The organism is Pseudomonas sp. ASL4 (assembly GCF_056680395.1).
This window is the reverse complement of sequence record NZ_CM155280.1, coordinates 7,360,035-7,377,617: the sequence shown is the minus strand read 5'-3', so window position 1 is coordinate 7,377,617 and position 17,583 is coordinate 7,360,035. Positions and strand designations below refer to the sequence as shown.

At 60.1% G+C, this 17,583-nt stretch carries 16 protein-coding genes; 3 read left to right on the top strand and 13 right to left on the bottom strand.

Annotated features, from left to right (window positions below; translation table 11 throughout):
• Nucleotides 1–114: 114 nt before the first annotated feature.
• Nucleotides 115–1,494, top strand: a complete 1,380-nt coding sequence (locus AC1MEW_RS33755; protein WP_201200322.1) for an MFS transporter — start codon at nucleotides 115–117, stop codon at nucleotides 1,492–1,494.
• Nucleotides 1,495–1,605: 111 nt separating this feature from the next.
• Here the strand turns inward: AC1MEW_RS33755 and AC1MEW_RS33750 are convergent, their stop codons facing one another.
• The 3 genes from AC1MEW_RS33750 to AC1MEW_RS33740 all read right to left on the bottom strand — a co-directional run bounded on the left by AC1MEW_RS33750 (nucleotide 1,606) and on the right by AC1MEW_RS33740 (nucleotide 4,840).
• Complete coding sequence (locus AC1MEW_RS33750; RefSeq protein WP_322270480.1) at nucleotides 1,606–2,559, bottom strand: adenosine deaminase; 954 nt, start codon at nucleotides 2,557–2,559, stop codon at nucleotides 1,606–1,608.
• Between the two features lie 81 nt (nucleotides 2,560–2,640).
• On the bottom strand, nucleotides 2,641–3,606 hold the full coding sequence (locus tag AC1MEW_RS33745; protein ID WP_480425036.1) for a 2-oxoglutarate and iron-dependent oxygenase domain-containing protein: 966 nt from the start codon (nucleotides 3,604–3,606) through the stop codon (nucleotides 2,641–2,643).
• A 151-nt stretch (nucleotides 3,607–3,757) separates the two neighbouring features.
• Nucleotides 3,758–4,840 carry a BMP family ABC transporter substrate-binding protein gene (locus tag AC1MEW_RS33740; protein WP_480425034.1) on the bottom strand — a complete coding sequence of 361 codons (1,083 nt, stop codon included), beginning with the start codon at nucleotides 4,838–4,840 and terminating at the stop codon, nucleotides 3,758–3,760.
• 297 nt (nucleotides 4,841–5,137) lie between these two features.
• Between AC1MEW_RS33740 and AC1MEW_RS33735 the strand changes: the two genes are divergently transcribed.
• A complete protein-coding gene (locus AC1MEW_RS33735) occupies nucleotides 5,138–6,226 on the top strand; it encodes a calcium:cation antiporter (RefSeq protein ID WP_480425032.1) in 1,089 nt (362 codons plus the stop codon).
• Nucleotides 6,227–6,305: 79 nt separating this feature from the next.
• Here the strand turns inward: AC1MEW_RS33735 and AC1MEW_RS33730 are convergent, their stop codons facing one another.
• The 3 genes from AC1MEW_RS33730 to AC1MEW_RS33720 all read right to left on the bottom strand — a co-directional run bounded on the left by AC1MEW_RS33730 (nucleotide 6,306) and on the right by AC1MEW_RS33720 (nucleotide 8,923).
• Entirely contained in the window at nucleotides 6,306–7,664 is a 1,359-nt protein-coding gene (locus AC1MEW_RS33730; protein WP_480425030.1) for an 8-oxoguanine deaminase, read from the bottom strand.
• A 193-nt stretch (nucleotides 7,665–7,857) separates the two neighbouring features.
• Nucleotides 7,858–8,547, bottom strand: a complete 690-nt coding sequence (locus tag AC1MEW_RS33725; RefSeq protein WP_322270482.1) for an SDR family oxidoreductase — start codon at nucleotides 8,545–8,547, stop codon at nucleotides 7,858–7,860.
• Nucleotides 8,548–8,572: 25 nt separating this feature from the next.
• Complete coding sequence (locus AC1MEW_RS33720; protein WP_201200331.1) at nucleotides 8,573–8,923, bottom strand: MerR family transcriptional regulator; 351 nt, start codon at nucleotides 8,921–8,923, stop codon at nucleotides 8,573–8,575.
• Nucleotides 8,924–9,005: 82 nt separating this feature from the next.
• On the opposite strand from AC1MEW_RS33720, the gene AC1MEW_RS33715 reads away from it, so the two are divergent.
• Complete coding sequence (locus AC1MEW_RS33715) at nucleotides 9,006–9,437, top strand: hypothetical protein (protein ID WP_201200333.1); 432 nt, start codon at nucleotides 9,006–9,008, stop codon at nucleotides 9,435–9,437.
• Nucleotides 9,438–9,492: 55 nt separating this feature from the next.
• On the opposite strand, the gene AC1MEW_RS33710 is transcribed toward AC1MEW_RS33715, so the two are convergent.
• The 7 genes from AC1MEW_RS33710 to AC1MEW_RS33680 all read right to left on the bottom strand — a co-directional run bounded on the left by AC1MEW_RS33710 (nucleotide 9,493) and on the right by AC1MEW_RS33680 (nucleotide 17,483).
• A complete protein-coding gene (locus AC1MEW_RS33710; protein WP_201200335.1) occupies nucleotides 9,493–10,419 on the bottom strand; it encodes an ABC transporter permease in 927 nt (308 codons plus the stop codon).
• On the bottom strand, nucleotides 10,419–11,525 hold the full coding sequence (locus AC1MEW_RS33705) for an ABC transporter permease (protein WP_201200337.1): 1,107 nt from the start codon (nucleotides 11,523–11,525) through the stop codon (nucleotides 10,419–10,421). Before AC1MEW_RS33705 ends, AC1MEW_RS33710 begins: the two co-directional genes overlap by 1 nt.
• A gap of 11 nt (nucleotides 11,526–11,536) precedes the next feature.
• A complete protein-coding gene (locus tag AC1MEW_RS33700) occupies nucleotides 11,537–13,114 on the bottom strand; it encodes an ABC transporter ATP-binding protein (RefSeq protein ID WP_201200339.1) in 1,578 nt (525 codons plus the stop codon).
• A gap of 604 nt (nucleotides 13,115–13,718) precedes the next feature.
• Nucleotides 13,719–14,300, bottom strand: a complete 582-nt coding sequence (locus tag AC1MEW_RS33695) for an IMPACT family protein (protein ID WP_201200341.1) — start codon at nucleotides 14,298–14,300, stop codon at nucleotides 13,719–13,721.
• A gap of 7 nt (nucleotides 14,301–14,307) precedes the next feature.
• On the bottom strand, nucleotides 14,308–14,958 hold the full coding sequence (locus AC1MEW_RS33690) for a TetR/AcrR family transcriptional regulator (protein WP_201200343.1): 651 nt from the start codon (nucleotides 14,956–14,958) through the stop codon (nucleotides 14,308–14,310).
• Between the two features lie 87 nt (nucleotides 14,959–15,045).
• Complete coding sequence (locus tag AC1MEW_RS33685) at nucleotides 15,046–16,440, bottom strand: uracil-xanthine permease family protein (RefSeq protein ID WP_322270484.1); 1,395 nt, start codon at nucleotides 16,438–16,440, stop codon at nucleotides 15,046–15,048.
• A gap of 122 nt (nucleotides 16,441–16,562) precedes the next feature.
• The gene (locus AC1MEW_RS33680; protein ID WP_201200347.1) at nucleotides 16,563–17,483 is read right to left on the bottom strand and encodes a LysR family transcriptional regulator; all 921 of its coding nucleotides are present in this window, start codon (nucleotides 17,481–17,483) and stop codon (nucleotides 16,563–16,565) included.
• Nucleotides 17,484–17,583 lie beyond the last annotated feature (100 nt).

The following is a 17,583-nucleotide window of genomic DNA, read 5'->3' as shown; positions in this document are numbered from 1 at the left end:
GACGTCTGAGGTCTCGGGCGTCGTTCAGGGATGCGAGCAGGTCGCATCCAGCAATAACCCCCAGCCGCTATCGCGCACACTCGTTCCGGGGACTTTCGGACGGGGGGATGTGGCATGGAAACACGAGGCTTCAGCGCGGCAGAACGATTGGAACGGCTGCCCATCAGCGGCTATCACCGCATCATTTTCATCATCATTGCCTTGGCGTTTTTCTTTGACTCCATGGACCTGGCGATGATGACCTTCCTGCTCGGCTCGATCAAAACCGAGTTCGGCCTGAGCAGCGCCCAGGCCGGGTTGCTGGCCAGTTCGAGCTTTTTTGGCATGGTGCTGGGGGCGTCGTTGTCCGGCATGTTGGCCGATCGCTTCGGACGCAAACCGGTGTTCCAGTGGAGCATCGTGTTGTGGGGCATCGCCAGTTACTTGTGCTCGACGGCGCAAAACGTGGAAACACTGACCTTGTTCCGAGTCCTGCTGGGGATCGGCATGGGCATGGAGTTTCCCATCGCCCAGTCGATGCTCTCGGAACTGATTCCGGCCAAGAAACGTGGGCGTTATATCGCGTTGATGGACGGGTTCTGGCCGCTGGGTTTTGTCGCAGCCGGGGTGCTGTCGTACTTTTTGCTGCCGGTGATCGGCTGGCGCGACATCTTCCTGGTGTTGGCGGTGCCGGCGGTGTTTGTCCTGGCGATTCGCTTCTTCATTCCCGAATCCCCGCGCTGGCTGGAACAGGCTGGGCGGCATGAGGCGGCGGACAAGGTTTTGTTGCGCATTGAAGATCGAGTCCGGGCGTCGCTGGGGCGTGCTGATTTGCCGGAGCCGATACGCCTGCCGCGCGTGGAAAGTACGCCGGGCCACTTCTTTTCCGCGCTGCGGCAGATCTGGTCGCCGCTGTACCGCCAGCGCACGATGATGATCTGGAGCGTCTGGTTCTTCGCCTTGCTCGGTTTCTATGGATTGACGTCGTGGCTCAGCGCCTTGCTGCAACAGTCAGGTTTTGCCGTGACCCAGTCGGTGTATTACACGGTGCTGATTTCCCTCGGCGGGATTCCCGGGTTCCTCATGGCCGCATGGCTGGTGGAGCGCTGGGGACGTAAACCGGTGTGCGTGGTGACGCTGCTGGGCGGCGGGGTGATGGCGTTTCTCTATGGCCAGAGTGCGGTATTTGGCGGCAACGTCAGCCTGTTGATTACCTCGGGGCTGTTGATGCAATTCTTCCTGTTCGGCATGTGGGCGGTGCTCTACACCTACACGCCGGAGTTGTACCCGACCTCGGCGCGGGCCACGGGCTCAGGATTTGCCTCGGCGATTGGACGCATCGGTTCGTTGCTTGGGCCGTTGGTGACCGGGCTGGTGTTCCCGATAACCGGGCAGGGCGGGGTGTTCGCCTTGGGGGCGATGTGCTTTGCGATTGCGGCGGCGGTGGTTTGGGTGTTCGGGATGGAGACGCGGGGCAAGACGCTTGAAGAGTTGACTGAAGCGACACCGATCTAAAAATGTGGGAGCGGGCTTGCTCGCGAAAGCAGTGTGTCAGTCGACATTGATATTGACTGACACGGCCCCTTCGCGAGCAAGCCCGCTCCCACAATGGTTATGCGGTGATGCTTATGGCTTTACCAGTCGAGCATCCAGGCTGTTCTGCGCCAAACGCTTGGCCTGATCCTGGGTCATGCCCAAGTCGGTATACAGCGCGTGGAAGTTCTCGGTGACATAACCGCCGAAGTACGCCGGGTCGTCGGAGTTCACGGTCACTTTCACACCACGTTCGAGCATGTCGAGAATGTTGTGCTGGGACATGTGATCGAACACGCAGAGCTTGGTGTTGGACAACGGGCACACGGTCAGCGGGATCTGTTCGTCGATGATCCGCTGCATCAGACGCTCGTCTTCGATGGCGCGCACGCCATGGTCGATGCGCTGGATTTTCAGCAGGTCGATGGCTTCCCAGATGTATTCCGGCGGGCCTTCTTCACCGGCGTGGGCGACGGTCAGGAAGCCTTCGTGACGGGCACGATCAAACACACGCTGGAACTTGCTCGGCGGGTGACCCATCTCCGAACTGTCCAGGCCGACAGCCACGAACGCATCGCGGAACGGCAGCGCCTGGTCGAGGGTTTTCTGCGCTTCGTCTTCGCTCAAGTGGCGCAGGAAGCTCAGGATCAAACCGCTGGTGATGCCCAGTTGCTGCTCGCCATCTTTAAGTGCGGCAGCGATGCCGTTGAGCACCACTTCGAATGGCACACCACGGTCGGTGTGGGTCTGCGGATCGAAGAACGGCTCGGTGTGAATCACGTTCTGCGCCTTGCAACGCAACAGGTAAGCCCAGGTCAGGTCGTAGAAATCCTGAGAGGTGCGCAACACGTCGGCGCCCTGGTAGTACAGGTCGAGAAACTCTTGCAGGTTGTTAAAGGCGTAGGCCTTGCGCAGGGTTTCGACGTCGTTCCACGGCAGGGCGATCTTGTTGCGTTCGGCCAGGGCGAACAGCAACTCAGGCTCCAGCGAGCCTTCCAGGTGCAAGTGCAGTTCTGCCTTGGGCAGGGCGTTCAGCCAGTCGTACATGTTCGAATTCTCATCAGGTGCAATGACGGCATTCTACAGATGCGCGCCGCAACAATTGGTAAAACCTGACCAACCGGTTCATCACACCGCTTCCTGTTCCCGTCGATAGGCGTAGGTATCGGCGAAGCGCGAGAGCAGAAATTCGGCGCAGGTGGTGGCCGGATATTTCGCCGGGTGCAGTTCGTCCTGGCAACCGGGCAGGCATTCGATGGCGGTGTCCGGGTGTGGCTCGGCGAAGAACGGCATCGAGTAACGGTCCACCCCCAGCGGGCTGATAACCCGGTGCGGCGTCGACAGGTAACGGTCGTTGCTCCAGCGCGCCATCATGTCGCCGAGGTTGACCACGAAGGTGCCTTCGATGGGCGGCGCATCGATCCACTCACCTTTGACGTTGCGTACTTGCAGGCCGCCGGCGGCGTCCTGATAGAGCAGGGTGATGCAGCCGTAATCGGTGTGGGCGCCGGCGCCTTGCTGGTCTTCAGAACTGGCGGTGTGGCGTGGCGGGTAGTGGATCATCCGCAGCACGCTGACGGGCTCATTGAAGCGGGTATCGAAGAAGTCGCGTTCGATGTTCAGCGCCATCGTCATCGCCCGCAGCAGGGTTTGGGCGAGGGCTTGCATGTCGACGTAATGCTGCTCCATCAGCGCTTCCCAACCCGGCATCGATGGATGGCGGTTGGGGCCGCGCAGCGGTTTTTCCGCCAGTACTTCCGGGTGATCGGCCGGAAAGTGCAGGCCCATGTCGAAGGTTTCTTTCAGGTCACTGGGTTTGCTCGGGTCCAGCTGCTCGGTGGCGATGGCGCCGTAGCCGCGATGGTGTTGGGTCTGGGTGATGTCGATCTTGAGCTTTTCGGCGGCGGGCAGGGCGAAGAAACGGTGGGCGTGGTCGAGCACGGCATCGATGCGCGCGGCGCTGATCGGGTGACCTTTGATGTAGAAAAAGCCCCAGTCGCGGCAGGCGCGGTCGATTTGCGTGGCGACGGATTGCCAGGTATGGGCGTCGTCGCTGTAGAGCGGAGCGATGTCGATGATCGGGAGTTGATTCATGCGCAGTCCTTATAAACGCCGGAATTCCAATGTGGGAGCGGGCTTGCTCGCGAAGAGGGAGTGTCAGTCGGCATTTTCGTAACTGACACACCGCTTTCGCGAGCAAGCCCGCTCCCACAGGGGGGGTGTGTTGAGGCTGAAGGATGAAGGATTACTTCGGAATCTCAGCCTTCATGCCTTCAACGTAGTAGTTCATCGACGCCAGTTCCGCATTGCTCGCTGTCGCCCCCGCCGCGATTTTCTCGACACCGGCCTGATCCTTGATCGGCCCGGTAAACGGGTGCAGCGCACCGCTCTTGATGTCGGCAATGATTTGCTCGGCTTCGGCTTTCACCGGCGCCGGCACCAGGTCGCTGATCGGCAGTTCAACCGTGCCTTCCTTCAAGCCGCCCCAGTAATCCTGGGATTTCCAGTTGTGGTCGAGCACGCTCTGGGTCGCCTGAATGTAGTGCGGGCCCCAGTCGTTGACGATGGAGGTCAGCACCGCCTTCGGCCCGAAGTGCGCCATATCCGAAGCGTAGCCCACGGCATACACGCCGCGACGTTCGGCCGCCTGGATCGGCGCCGGGCTGTCGGTGTGCTGGAACACCACGTCCACGCCCTGGTCGATCAGCGCGTTGGCGGCATCGGCCTCTTTGCCCGGATCGAACCACGAGTTGACCCACACCACCTTGATCTCGGTGCCCGGGTTGTACTTGTTCAGAGCCAGTTGAATGGCGTTGATGTCGCGGATCACTTCCGGGATCGGGAACGAGGCGACGTAGCCGATCTTCTTGGTCTTGGTCATCTTCGCCGCGAGGAAACCGCCGACGTAGCGACCTTCATACGTGCGCGCCAGGTAGGTGCCGAGGTTCTTGTCCTGTTTGTAGCCGGTGGCGTGCTCGAAGGTCACCTTGGGGAATTGCTTGGCGACTTTCAGGGTCGGGTTCATGTAGCCGAAAGAGGTCGTGAAGATCAGGTCGTAGTTGTCCTTGGCCATGTTGCGGATCACCCGCTCGGCGTCGGCGCCTTCGGCGACGTTTTCCACGTAGTTGGTGGTGATCTGCGCGCCGAATTTATCGGCGAGTGCCTTGCGCCCCTGTTCATGCTGATACGTCCAGCCGTGGTCACCGATCGGGCCGATATAGACGAAGCCGACTTTCAGCGGGTCGGTGGCATTGGCGGTCAGGCTGGCGCTCAGACCGATAGCCGCCGCAACGGCGCACAACAGCTTCTTCAACGGACGTTTATGCATGAACTCGAACTCCATTTTGTTTTGAGGTTGGCGAGGTCAATGCAAATTGCTGACCAACAGGACAACAATCAAGCCGAAACCGTGTCGCGGCCATCGCGAGCAAGCTCGCTCCCACATTGGGTTGCGTTCCCCTGTGGGAGCGAGCCTGCTCGCGATGGGGGCCTTGAGGCCAATAAAAGTGCATGGCCGAGCACAGCTGCCATCCACTGGTGCGCTAAGGTGTAACGAAACGTTAGCGCCGCCCCGCAGTCAGTAGCTCATCACCCTGTTTTCGCGCCACTGTGCAAAAGGCCCGCAATGCTCACACTCCTCAAGCAAGAAAAATTTCTGTTGCTGGCCGTTCTCGCCGCCGTCGTTGCGTACCCGCTAGAGCCGTGGATGTTGCACAGCGGCCAACCCGTCGCGCTCGCCGCCGGGCTGGTGCTGATCGCGTTCATCGTCGTCGCCTCGATGCGCGTGGCTCATCACGCCGAATTGCTCGCCGAAAAAGTCGGCGATCCTTACGGCACGATGATCCTGACCCTCGCCGCCGTGCTGGTCGAAGTGGTGATCCTGGCGATCATGATGAGCAACGAAGCCTCGCCGACCCTGGTGCGTGACACGATTTACTCGGCGGTGATGCTCGACATCAACGGCATTCTCGGTCTCGCCGCTTTGATGGGCGGGATCAAGCATGGCGAACAGTCCTACAACGACGACTCGGCGCGCAGCTACAGCGTGATGATCCTCACTGCCATGGGGGTTTCAATGGTGGTGCCGGAGTTCATTCCTGAAGCGAATTGGAAGGTTTATTCGGCGTTCACCATCGGCGCGATGATCGTGCTCTACACCTTGTTTTTGCGCATGCAGGTCGGGCCGCACAGTTATTTTTTCAGCTACAGCTATCCGGAAAAACGCCGCAAGAAAGTCCCGGAAGACAAACCTGAGCCGGTCAACGTGGCGCTTAGCGTCAGTACGCTGGTATTTGGCGTTGTGGTGATTGGCGCCTTGGCCGAGGTGATGTCCAAGACCCTCGACCTGGGGCTGGAAGGAACGGGAGCACCGCCGGTGATCACGGCGATCCTGGTAGCGGCGATTTCCGCTGCGCCGGAGATTTTGACCGCATTGCGCGCGGCATTGGCCAACCGCATGCAGTCGGTGGTCAACATCGCCATGGGCGCTTCGCTGTCGACGGTAATCTTGACGGTGCCGGTGATGGAAGCGATGGCGCTCTACACCGGCCAGCCATTTCATATGGCGATGACCCCGGTGCAGACGGTGATGGTTTTTCTGACCCTGCTCGTCAGTGCTATCAACCTCAACGACGGCGAAACCAATGCCATTGAAGGCATGACTCACTTCGTGTTGTTTGCGACGTTTATCATGTTGTCGTTGCTTGGCCTCTAAGCACACCACAAAACCACGGTGGAAACCGGATCAATGTGGGAGCGAGCAAGCCCGCTCCCACATTTTTGATTGTGTTGTGTCAGGTCCCGGCAATCAACTGCCGAGCCGCCTGGCTGTGATCGGCAATCAAGCCTTTGAGATCCAGCCCTTCAACCTGCCCATCAATCACCCGCCACTTGCCGCCAACCATCACCCGATCCGCCCGATCCGCACCACACAGCAGCAACGCCGACACCGGATCATGGCTGCCGGAAAACCGCAGCTCATCGAGTTTGAACAGCGCCAGATCCGCCTGCTTGCCCACCGCCAACTCACCGATATCGGTACGCCCCAGCAAACTCGCCGAACCCTTGGTCGCCCAGCCCAGGACCCGTTCCGGGGTGATCTTCTCGGCGCCATAACGCAGCCGCTGGATGTACAGCGCCTGACGGGTTTCGAGCATCATGTTCGACGCATCGTTAGACGCCGAGCCGTCCACTCCCAGGCCCAGCAACGCACCCGCGGCGGTCAGGTCCAGCGTCGGACAGATGCCGGACGCCAGGCGCATATTCGAACTCGGGCAATGGCAGATACCGGTGCCGGCCGCGCCGAGGCGGGCGATTTCGTCCGGGTTGAAATGGATGCCGTGGGCCAGCCAGGTGCGCGGGCCGAGCCAGCCGACGCTGTCCAGGTAATCCACGGTGCGCAGGCCAAAGCGTTGCAGGCAGAAGTCCTCTTCGTCGAGGGTTTCAGCCAGGTGTGTGTGCAGGCGCACATCGAGTTTGTTCGCCAGTTCGGCGCTGGCGGACATGATTTCCGGCGTCACCGAGAACGGCGAGCAGGGCGCCAGGGCGATCTGGATTTGTGCACCGTCGCCACGCTCGTGGTACTCGGTAATCAAGCGCTGACTGTCGGCGAGAATCACTTCGCCTTCCTGCACGGTTTGCTGCGGTGGCAGGCCACCGTCCTTTTCGCCGAGGCTCATGGAACCGCGCGTCAGCATGGCGCGCATGCCCAGTTCGCGAACGCTTTCGACTTGCACGTCGATCGCGTTTTCCAGGCCTTCCGGGAACAGATAGTGGTGATCGGCGGCGGTGGTGCAGCCGGACAGCAGCAACTCGGCCAACGCGACTTTGGTGGCCAGGGCGAGTTTTTCAGGCGTGAGGCGCGCCCAGACCGGGTACAGGGTTTTCAGCCACGGGAACAACGGCTGATTGACCACCGGCGCCCAGGCGCGGGTCAGGGTTTGATAGAAATGGTGATGGGTGTTGATCAGGCCGGGCAGAATCACATGCTCGCGGGCATCGAAGACTTGTCCACAAGGTGAGGACGGTTGCTGGCCAGCGGCGAGCACTTCGACGATCAAACCGTCTTGCAGCACCAGGCCGCCACGGGCATCGAGGCCATTGGCAGTGAAGATCGCGAGGGGATTTTTTAACCAGGTACGGGTCGCAGGCATGTTGGCCGGCTCCTCTGAAAGTTGGGTTCAGGTTAGCCAGCTCAGTGATTACCCTGTCTGCTGATCCAGGGTCGCGGTGAGGCGAGGTGCGAAGTTTCAAACAAAACGGCGTCGCGGGCAAGCCCGGCCCGACCAGACGACCCAAAACCCCTGTAGGAGTAGCCTGCGGCAGCTCCTACGGGGGAGGGCGGTGTTACCAGGGAATGGTCTCACCTTTGTAGTTCACAAAATAATGGCCGCCCTTACCGGTATACGCATTCACCTGATCAACCAACCCGCGGGTGCTGGTTTCCACATCCAGGTCTGCGCCTTCGCCGCCCATGTCTGTCTTCACCCAGCCCGGATGCAGTGACAACACGGTGAGTTTCTGTTCGCCCAATTGCGTCACGAAGGTGTTGGTCATCGAGTTCAACGCGGCCTTACTGGCCTTGTACAGCGCCAGCTCCGGTGCGTCCGCCACGGTTACGCTACCCAGCCCGGAACTCATGAACGCCAACACACCGCTGCCGTCACGAATCTGCCCGACGAAACGCTGGGCCAGGTTGATCGGTGCCACTGCGTTGGTGAAAAACAGTTGCCCGACTTCGGCCAGCGTCGCGCCGCCACCAGGCGTCTGAACTTCCGGGCCCTTGACGCCGGCATTCACAAACAACAGGTCAAACACTTCACCCTTGAGCTGTTGGCTCAGGGCGATGACGGCTTGCTGATCATCCATGTCGAGTTTTTCAATCCGCACCTTGCCCAGCGCTTGCAACGCATCGGCCTTCTGCGGGTTGCGCACGGTAGCGGTGACTTGCCAGCCGTCGGCCAGCAAGGTTTTCACCAACCCGAGGCCCAAGCCCCGAGAAGCGCCGATGATGAGTGCGGTTTTTGCCGTGGACATGAGTGGTTTCCTTGATAAATGAGGATCACGGATTCAGTGGACAACGCTGGCCGAGCCGTTGCTGCAACTCACTGCGCAACGCGCCGAGTTCGGCCATCCGGGTTTCGATCAACTTGAGCTTGTCTTGCAGCAGTTGCGTGACGGCGCTGTCCGGGTCGGGCGACTGCCATAACGCGGCGACGCTGTTGCCGATCTCGCCGAGGGTAAACCCCAGCCGTTGAGCGGTTTTGATGTACAGCACCAGTTGCACCATGTCCGCCGGGTAGTCGCGATAACCGTTGGCGCTGCGTTGCGCGGCGATCAACCCGCGCTGCTCGTAGAAGCGCAGCGTGTCGCGGCTGACGGCGCTGGCCTGGGCTAATTCACCGATGCGCATCTTGACGTCTCAAAGGGGCTTGACCCTGGAGCATACTCCAGGCTTTAGCCTTGTTGCTCCCTGAATTTATGGAGCAACGCCGATGTGGACTTCAACGCAATATCGCCGACTGGTGCGCGGCAGTGCCTGGTATGACTTGATCGTGACGGCGGCGTTTGCCACGCCTTGGAGTTTTGCCGCGTTGCATGGGGTGTTGTCGAGTGTGAGCCAGGCGTTGAATCTGCCGGGTGAGTTGCCGGCGTTTGAGCCGATGCACATGCTTATGGCGAATTTGTTAGGGTCGATTGTGTGTGTTTGGGCGGTGTTGCGGATTCGTGATCCGCAGCAGGTTTATGGGCGGTATGACGCGGTGGGGCGGTTTTTGTTTGCGGCTTGGCAGGCTTATGCCCTGGCCCATGGCGCCAGTTCGCTGTTGGTAATTTTCTTGTTCTTTGAAGTGGTGTGGGGCGTGGTTCAGGTGTTGCCGGTTCGGGCGCTTTCGCGAGCAAGCCCGCTCCCACAGGGAACTGTGTAAACCCGATCCAATGTGGGAGCGGGCTTGCTCGCGAAGAGGCCCGCCCGGCCGCCTCCTAATGCCCACCCTGCCACGGCTGCCCCAACGACACCGGCGCATACAACCGCGTGCGCACTGCATCCCGTGACAACAGCACCAGCACTACAATGGTCGCGACATACGGCAGCATCGCCAGCAGACTCGACGGAATCGCCAGCCCCAACCCCTGCGCCACCAGATGCAGGATGCTGGCGAGTCCGAACAGATACGCTCCGAGCAACAACCGCCACACCCGCCAACTGGCAAACACCACCAGCGCCAAGGCAATCCAGCCGCGTCCGGCGCTCATGTTCTCGGCCCACATCGGCGTATAGGCCAACGACAAATAAGCCCCGGCCAACCCGGCCATCGCTCCGCCAAACAACACCGCCAACGTACGCACAGCCAATACCGGCAAACCCATCGCACTGGCCGCGTCCGGGTTTTCCCCAACCGCTTGAATGATCAGCCCGACGCGACTTTTAAGAATCGCCCACGCCACCAGCGCAAACAGCGCGAACGACAGATACACCAGCAAATCCTGGGCAAACAGCATCCGGCCGATCAGCGGAATCTCGCTCAAATACGGAATCGCCACCGGCTCAAAACCCGCCAGCGGTTTACCGACCCACGCTGCGCCGACAAACGTCGACAGACCCACACCGAAGATCGTCAGCGCCAACCCGGTGGCCACCTGATTGGCGTTGAACACCAGCGCCACCAAGGCAAACAGCGACGACAGCAGCATCCCGGCGAGCATCGCCAGCAACACGCCAAGCCACAGGTTGCCGCTGTTCAGCGCGACGATAAAACCGATCACCGCGCCAAACAGCATCATGCCTTCCTGGCCCAGATTGAGGACGCCGCTCTTCTCGCAGATCAGTTCCCCCAGCGCCACCAACAGCAACGGCGTACCGCAGCGGACCATGGCGTAGAAAATATTGCTCAGCAGATCGATATCCATCACAGCGCTCCTGCGGTTACGGCGGTGGCGGGTGCGCGGCGTGCCCAGCGCAGGTTCAAACGCGGCCGATAGAGAATCAGCACGTCACTGGCCAGCAGGAAAAACAGCATCATCCCCTGGAACAGTTGGGTGATCGCTTGTGGCAGGTTCATGCTCATCTGCGCGCTCTCGCCACCGATGTACAGCAACGCCATCAACAGGCTGGAAAACAGAATGCCGATCGGATTCAACCGGCCGAGAAACGCCACGGTAATCGCTGCATAGCCGTACCCTGGCGAGACTTGCGGGACTAATTGGCCGATCGGTCCGGTGACTTCACAGACGCCGGCCAATCCGGCCAGGCCGCCGCTAATCAACAGCGCCAACCAGATCAACCGCTTCTCGCGAAAGCCGACAAACCCCGCCGCGCGCTTATCCAGCCCGAGCACTTTGATCTGGAAACCGACAAAGCTTTTCTGTAACAGCACCCACACAGCGACCAGCGCGAGCAGGGCGAAATAAACACCCGCGTGAACCCGACCGTCCTCCATCAACAACGGTAAACGGCTGGCATCACCAAACATCGCCGACTCCGGAAAGTTGAACCCGGCCGGGTCTTTCAACGGCCCGTGCACGCAGAACAGCAGCAGGTTCAGGGCGATGTAATTGAGCATGATGCTGGTGAGGATTTCGTTGGCGTTGAAGCGCGTGCGCAACCACGCCGTCAGCCCGGCCCACGCTGCGCCGGCCATCGTGCCGACGAGCAGGACGAAGACCAGCGCCCAACGACTTTGCATGTCGATGATGTTCACCGCCAGTGCACTGCCGGCCAGGGCGCCAAGCAGCAACTGGCCTTCGGCGCCGATGTTCCAGATCCGTGCTTGATACGCCACCGCCAGGCCCAACGCGCAAAGCAGAATCGGCAAGGCTTTGACCAGCAGTTCGGAAACGCCATACAAGTCGCTGATCGGCGCGATCAGCAAGGTGTGCAAGGTCAGCAACGGGTCGTGACCCAACGCGATAAACAACAATGAGCCGCAGCCCAAAGTCAGCGCCGCCGCCAGCAACGGCGAGCACCACAACATCAGGCGCGATTGCTGGCCACGGGGTTCGAGAGAAAGCAGCATGTGGAACTCCGTTAAAGCGTTGCGGGTGCAGGTGAATGAGGGACGTCGAACTGGCCGGCCATCCAGCCACCGACATCGGTCAGGCGAGTGTCGACGGTGGCCTTGAGCGGCGACAATCGTCCGCTGCACAAGGCGCCGAGGCGATCGCAAATCTGGAACAGTTCATCGAGGTCTTCGGAGATCACCAGGATCGCCGCGCCGGCATCGCGCAAGGCAATCAGCGCGCGGTGAATGGTTGCTGCCGCGCCGACGTCCACGCCCCAGGTCGGGTGCGCGGCCACCAGCAGTTTTGGCTGCTGAAGGATTTCCCGGCCAAGGATGAATTTCTGCAGGTTGCCGCCGGACAGGCTGCGGGCCGCCGTTTGGGTATTGGGCGTCTTCACCCCGAAACGGCGGACGATCTCTTCGGCCAGCGCCTCGACTTTGCCACGCTGGATCAGGCCATTGCTCACCAGCCCTTGCTGAAAAGCCGTGAGCAGGGCGTTGTCGGCCAGGCTCAGTTCCGGAACCGCGCCATGGCCCAGACGTTCGGCGGGGACAAAGGCCAGACCGAGTTTGCGCCGGGCATCGGGGCGCAAATGGGCGACCGCTTGCCCGGCGAAACGGACAGTTGCACCGTCGTTGCGGTTCAGCCGTTCCTCACCGCTGAGCAACGCCAGCAACTCATCCTGACCGTTGCCCGCTACCCCGGCGATGCCGACAATTTCACCGCTGCGTACTTCAAGGTTGATGTCCTTCAGCGAGCAGCCGAACGGGTCCGGGTTATGCCAGGACAATCCACTGACATTCAAAAATGCCTCACCACCGACCACCTTCGGATAGTCAGTAATCAGCTCGGCCGCTTCACCGACCATCAACCGCGCCAGTTGCTGATCCGAGCACTCGGCCGGCACGCAATGCCCGGCCACCCGACCGCCGCGCAGCACCGTGGCGCTGTGGCATAACGCGCGGACTTCGCCGAGCTTGTGGCTGATAAACAGAATGCTGCAGCCCTCGACCGCCAGTCGACGCAAGGTGACGAACAATTCGTGCGCTTCTTGTGGCGTCAGCACCGAGGTGGGCTCATCGAGAATCAGCAGACGAATGTCCTGCATCAGGCAGCGAATGATTTCGACCCGTTGGCGTTCGCCGATGGACAGGCTGTGGACAAGTCGTTCCGGTTCCAGCGCCATGCCGTAGCGTTGGGAAACCTCACGAATCTTCGGCTCCAATTGTTTTGGTGTCCCGGCCGCCGCGCCCATGGCCAGCGCAATGTTTTGCGCCACGCTCAGGGTTTCGAACAGCGAGAAGTGCTGGAACACCATGCCAATCCCAAGCCCGCGTGCCTGGGCAGGATTGCGCATGGCAACGCGTTGTCCTTGCCAGATCACTTCCCCGGAATCGGCGTGGGTGACGCCGTAGATGATCTTCATCAGCGTACTTTTGCCCGCGCCGTTTTCACCGAGCAGGGCATGGATTTCACCGGGAGCGATGCTCAGGTCGATGGCATCGTTGGCCAGGCAACCGGGGTAGCGTTTGCTGATTTTACGTAGCTGCAGGCGCGAGGCTTGATTGGGGATCGGATCGGGGATCGGCACGGGGTTGGGCATGACAGGCTCGGGTCGATTGAAGTTATGCCTGTGGATAAAGCAATTTTCTGGCCATAGAGTCAGGAATTTTCGTAAAGCCTTGCTGATCAGGGCTTTGCGGAGACGTCTGGAACTGTTTCGCTGATGAATCAGGCACCACTTGAGGGCAAGGTATTTGATCAGGCTCCGCTTTTGCCCGCGTCTATTTGATCAAAAAATGAGCAGTCGGCTGCAAGCTATGCCGGACACGGGGCTGAGCCAGCCATGAACGGGTTATCCACAGGTTGCTCCACAGTATTTGTGTGCAAGCGCAACGCTAGGGCATAAGCACTGTGCGGCTATCTTCTAAAGGCGATAAACCGAGCTAACTGTTTGTTTTTTCGTTGATTTCGAATTTTGGACAGGACTTTGGACGAAAAGTGAACAAAGCCCGCAAAGCCGCATGACAGAAGGGTTACAGCGGTATGTGCTCAGGTTATCCACAGCCGGGTGCACAGTAGATGTGGGCAACTGTTGAATACAGTGAAATTGGGGAATGCCCCAAAAGATCGCAGCCTTCGGCAGCTCCTACAGGGGATCGCGATTTCAACGTAGGAGCTGCCGAAGGCTGCGATCTTTTGATCTTCTAGCGTTGCAGCAAAATCCGGCCGCGGCTCAAATCCGCGAGGTGTGATTGCAAGGTGTCGATCATTTGTTCAGCGATGGCCAGTTTCAGCTCCACGCCATTAGCGGTGAAGGATTCCTCCACCACCAAGCCGCCGAGTTCCGCCACCCGCAACTTCACCAACGCCAACTCGCCAAACCCACATGCGCAACTCAACGGCACCCGGCTGATCAACTCAACCTTCGGCGCCGCTTGCAGGCACTTGTTCGCACCGCCGCCGTAAGCGCGGGCAAGTCCACCGGTGCCGAGTTGAATGCCGCCATACCAACGAATCACCAGCACCGCGACCTGATCGCAATCCTGCGCTTCAATCGCCGCCAGAATTGGCCGGCCAGCCGTCCCGCCGGGTTCGCCATCGTCGTTGCTGCGGTACTGGTCGCCGAGCTTCCAGGCCCAGCAATTGTGCGAGGCGTTCAAGTCACTGTGTTGTTCGATGAACGCCTGGGCATCCGCCGGGCTGCTGATCGGCCCGGCGAACGTGATGAAGCGGCTTTTGCGAATCTCTTCGCGGTATTCGCAAAAACCGCTGAGGGTAAAAGGCATAAAGGACTTAGATAGCCGGTGTCAGGCCGCAGCCCTTGAGGATGATGCGGATCAGGTTGGTGCCGGCGTCTTCCATGTCTTGCTTGGTCAGCTTGGTGCGCCCGCTGACACGGCAAATCTGGGTGGCGAAGTCGGCGTAATGCTGAGTGCTGCCCCACAACAGGAAGATCAGGTTTACCGGGTCGACCGGGTCCATCTTGCCGGCGTCGATCCACGCCTGGAACACTGCGGCCCGGCCCTGGAACCAGGCGCGATAGTCCTGGTTGAAATACTCGGTCAGGCACTCGCCGCCGCTGATCACTTCCATGGCGAAAATCCGCGAGGCCTGTGGCTGGCGTCGGGAGAACTCCATCTTCGCGCGGATGTAACGGGTCAGCGCCTCGGCCGGATCGTCTTCGGCGGTCAGGGTGTTGAACGTGCTGTCCCACAACTCGATGATGTTGCTCAGTACCGCCACGTACAGCCCAAGCTTGTTGGTGAAGTAGTAATGCAGGTTCGCTTTGGGCAACCCGGCATTCTGGGCGATGGTGTTCATGCTGGTGCCTTTGAACCCGTGGCGGGCGAATTCATCTTCGGCGGCTTTGAGGATCGTCTCTTCGTTCTTTTGACGAATGCGGCTGGCAGGTTTGCCGCCGTGGGCGGGGACTTCAAAGGTCATAGGCACTTCCGAAATAGTCTGTGGGTGCAACCAGTGCGTTGATAGCGCACCCACAGGTTTCAGACAAGTCCTGAGGCAATAAAACCCTTATAGCTGCTCGATTGGGTCGCTTTTTAACGGGGTATTGGCGTCAAGCATTTGGGTTTTCGATTCGGGCAGCAACAGGCACATCAGGATCGCTGTGATACCGCCGCTGGTGATCGCCGAGTCGAACAGGTTCTGCACCAGTTTTGGCAGCAGGTGCAAAAGGCTCGGCTGCGCGGCGATGCCCAGGCCAACACCAAAGGAAGTCGCAATGATCAACATGCTGCGACGATCCAGCGGCGCCTGGGCGAGGATGCGCACGCCGGCCGCCGCGACACTGCCGAACATCACCAGGGTTGCGCCGCCGAGCACCGGTTTGGGGATCTGCTGCAACACCGCGCCAATCAATGGAAACAGCCCGAGGCAAAACAGTACGGCGCCGATGTACAGGCCGACGTAACGGCTGGCGACGCCGGTCAACTGGATCACGCCGTTGTTCTGCGCAAACGTGGTGTTGGGGAACGCGCTGAAGGTCGCGGCGATCAGGCAACTGAAACCGTCACCGAGCACACCGCCCTTGAGTCGGCTTATATAAGAAGGACCGCTGATGGGCTGGCGGGCGAGCATGCAGTTGGCGGTGAGGTCGCCGACGGTCTCGATGGTGCTGATCAGATAAATCAGCGCCACGGGCAGGAAAGCCGTCCAGTCGAAGCTGAAACCGAATCGGAAAGGAATCGGAAGACTTACGAAGGGCACGTCAGGTAACGGTTGCGGCACCAGTTTTCCACTGAAGTACGCCGCGATGCTGCCCAGCACCAAGCCAATGATGATGGCCGAAAGGCGAATCCACGGCGTATTCGAGCGATTGAGCAGGACGATCGTCAACAGCACGAACACGCCCAGCGCCAGATTGCCCGGTGCGCCGAAATCCGCTGCGTTGAAACCACCGCCGAGGTCAGTGATGCCAACCTTGATCAGGCTGATGCCAATCAAGGTAATGACAATCCCGGTCACCAGCGGCGTGATCACCCGGCGCAGTTGGCCGATGAAACGGCTCAAAACGATCTGCACCACGGCGCCGAAAAAGCACACGCCGAAGATCATCGCCAGAATGTCTTCCGGGCTACCGCCCCGTTGCTTGACCAGGAAACCCGCTGACAGCACTGCGCCCAAAAACGCAAAACTGGTGCCTTGCAGGCAGATCATCCCGGCACCGATGCCGAATGGCCTACGGGCCTGGATGAACGTTCCTACGCCGGAGACCATCAGCGCCATGCTGATCAAGTATGGCAAATAGGCAGTCAGCCCCAGCGCCGAGCCGATCACCAGCGGCGGGGTGATGATCCCGACGAAGCTGGCGAGCACGTGTTGCAGGGCGGCGAGGATCGCGGCGAGGGGTTTTGGACGATCGTTGAGGCCGTAGATCAGATCGCTGGGGGTTGAGGATTCTGGCTGCATGGGCGTAGGAACTCATTGCTGACGGATCAAGGTGCTGATGCGTTGCAAAAAGCTGTCCAAGTGCTCAGGTTATTGATCGATTTGTGCTGCGTCGCCCAGCGTGGCTGGGCTGTACAGGATTCTTAGCGAGTCGCCGCCAGGCTCTCCAAAAAGCTTTCCAGCACCAAATGGGGGCGACGGCCCTTGCGTGTGACCGATGCGAGGCTCAGGTCATAAAAACGCGCGGTTGGCTTCAATGCACGCAATCGGCCCTGCTGGACCCAGAGGCTGGCGTAGTGATCCGGCAGGTAACCGATGTAGCGTCCGGTCAAAATCAGGAACGCCATGCCTTCGCGGTCCGAGGCGCTGGCGGTGCAATTGAGGGCTTGGTAATGCGCCTGGATCTCGGCGGGCAGGCGGAAGGTAGGGGCGATGGCGTCCTGGCTATTGAGGCGTTCATCGTCCAGTTGCTTGTCGTCGACATAAAACAACGGATGGCCGACCGCGCAATACAGCAGCGAGCGTTCACTGTAGAGCGGTTGATATTCCAGCCCCGACAAGGCGCTGGCCTGCGGCACTACGCCGACGTGAAGGCGCCCGTCGAGCACCCCTTGTTCAACTTCGTTGGGAGCGATCATGCGGATCTGAATTTGTACGTCCGGCCCGCGCTCCTTCAATTGCGCCAATGCGTGGGTAATACGCATATGGGGGAGGGTGACCAGGTTGTCGGTCAGGCCGATGGTCAACTCGCCGCGCAAATGTTGATGCAGGCCGTTGACCTCGGTGCGGAAACTTTCCAGCGCACCTAATAGTTGCAACGCCGAGTGGTAGACCTCGCGACCTTCTTCGGTCAGGGAAAACCCGGCGCGGCCACGTTGGCACAGGCGCAGGCCGAGGCGTTGTTCCAGGTCGCTCATTTGCTGGCTGATGGCCGAGCGGCCGATGCCCAGCACTGACTCCGCCGCAGAGAATCCGCCGCACTCCACCACGCTGCGAAAAATCCTCAGCAGGCGAATATCAAAGTCGCTGACTTGTGCCAGCGGATCGGGGCGGCGAGTGCTCATGCTTTCGTACTCAAAGTTTAGTGGCTGGCAGACTGAACGTTAGAAGAGTTGGATTTCACCGACTTTATCCCCGTGGCAATTTAGCTGCAAGAACGCTTTT

Excerpts from the sequence above, each read along its gene's own strand:
- AC1MEW_RS33755 (WP_201200322.1), top strand. The coding sequence starts at position 115 with ATGGAAACACGAGGCTTCAGCGCGGCAGAACGATTGGAACGGCTGCCC.
- AC1MEW_RS33750 (WP_322270480.1), bottom strand. The coding sequence starts at position 2,559 with ATGTACGACTGGCTGAACGCCCTGCCCAAGGCAGAACTGCACTTGCAC.
- AC1MEW_RS33745 (WP_480425036.1), bottom strand. The coding sequence starts at position 3,606 with ATGAATCAACTCCCGATCATCGACATCGCTCCGCTCTACAGCGACGAC.
- AC1MEW_RS33740 (WP_480425034.1), bottom strand. The coding sequence starts at position 4,840 with ATGCATAAACGTCCGTTGAAGAAGCTGTTGTGCGCCGTTGCGGCGGCT.
- AC1MEW_RS33735 (WP_480425032.1), top strand. The coding sequence starts at position 5,138 with ATGCTCACACTCCTCAAGCAAGAAAAATTTCTGTTGCTGGCCGTTCTC.
- AC1MEW_RS33730 (WP_480425030.1), bottom strand. The coding sequence starts at position 7,664 with ATGCCTGCGACCCGTACCTGGTTAAAAAATCCCCTCGCGATCTTCACT.
- AC1MEW_RS33725 (WP_322270482.1), bottom strand. The coding sequence starts at position 8,547 with ATGTCCACGGCAAAAACCGCACTCATCATCGGCGCTTCTCGGGGCTTG.
- AC1MEW_RS33720 (WP_201200331.1), bottom strand. The coding sequence starts at position 8,923 with ATGCGCATCGGTGAATTAGCCCAGGCCAGCGCCGTCAGCCGCGACACG.
- AC1MEW_RS33715 (WP_201200333.1), top strand. The coding sequence starts at position 9,006 with ATGTGGACTTCAACGCAATATCGCCGACTGGTGCGCGGCAGTGCCTGG.
- AC1MEW_RS33710 (WP_201200335.1), bottom strand. The coding sequence starts at position 10,419 with ATGGATATCGATCTGCTGAGCAATATTTTCTACGCCATGGTCCGCTGC.
- AC1MEW_RS33705 (WP_201200337.1), bottom strand. The coding sequence starts at position 11,525 with ATGCTGCTTTCTCTCGAACCCCGTGGCCAGCAATCGCGCCTGATGTTG.
- AC1MEW_RS33700 (WP_201200339.1), bottom strand. The coding sequence starts at position 13,114 with ATGCCCAACCCCGTGCCGATCCCCGATCCGATCCCCAATCAAGCCTCG.
- AC1MEW_RS33695 (WP_201200341.1), bottom strand. The coding sequence starts at position 14,300 with ATGCCTTTTACCCTCAGCGGTTTTTGCGAATACCGCGAAGAGATTCGC.
- AC1MEW_RS33690 (WP_201200343.1), bottom strand. The coding sequence starts at position 14,958 with ATGACCTTTGAAGTCCCCGCCCACGGCGGCAAACCTGCCAGCCGCATT.
- AC1MEW_RS33685 (WP_322270484.1), bottom strand. The coding sequence starts at position 16,440 with ATGCAGCCAGAATCCTCAACCCCCAGCGATCTGATCTACGGCCTCAAC.
- AC1MEW_RS33680 (WP_201200347.1), bottom strand. The coding sequence starts at position 17,483 with ATGAGCACTCGCCGCCCCGATCCGCTGGCACAAGTCAGCGACTTTGAT.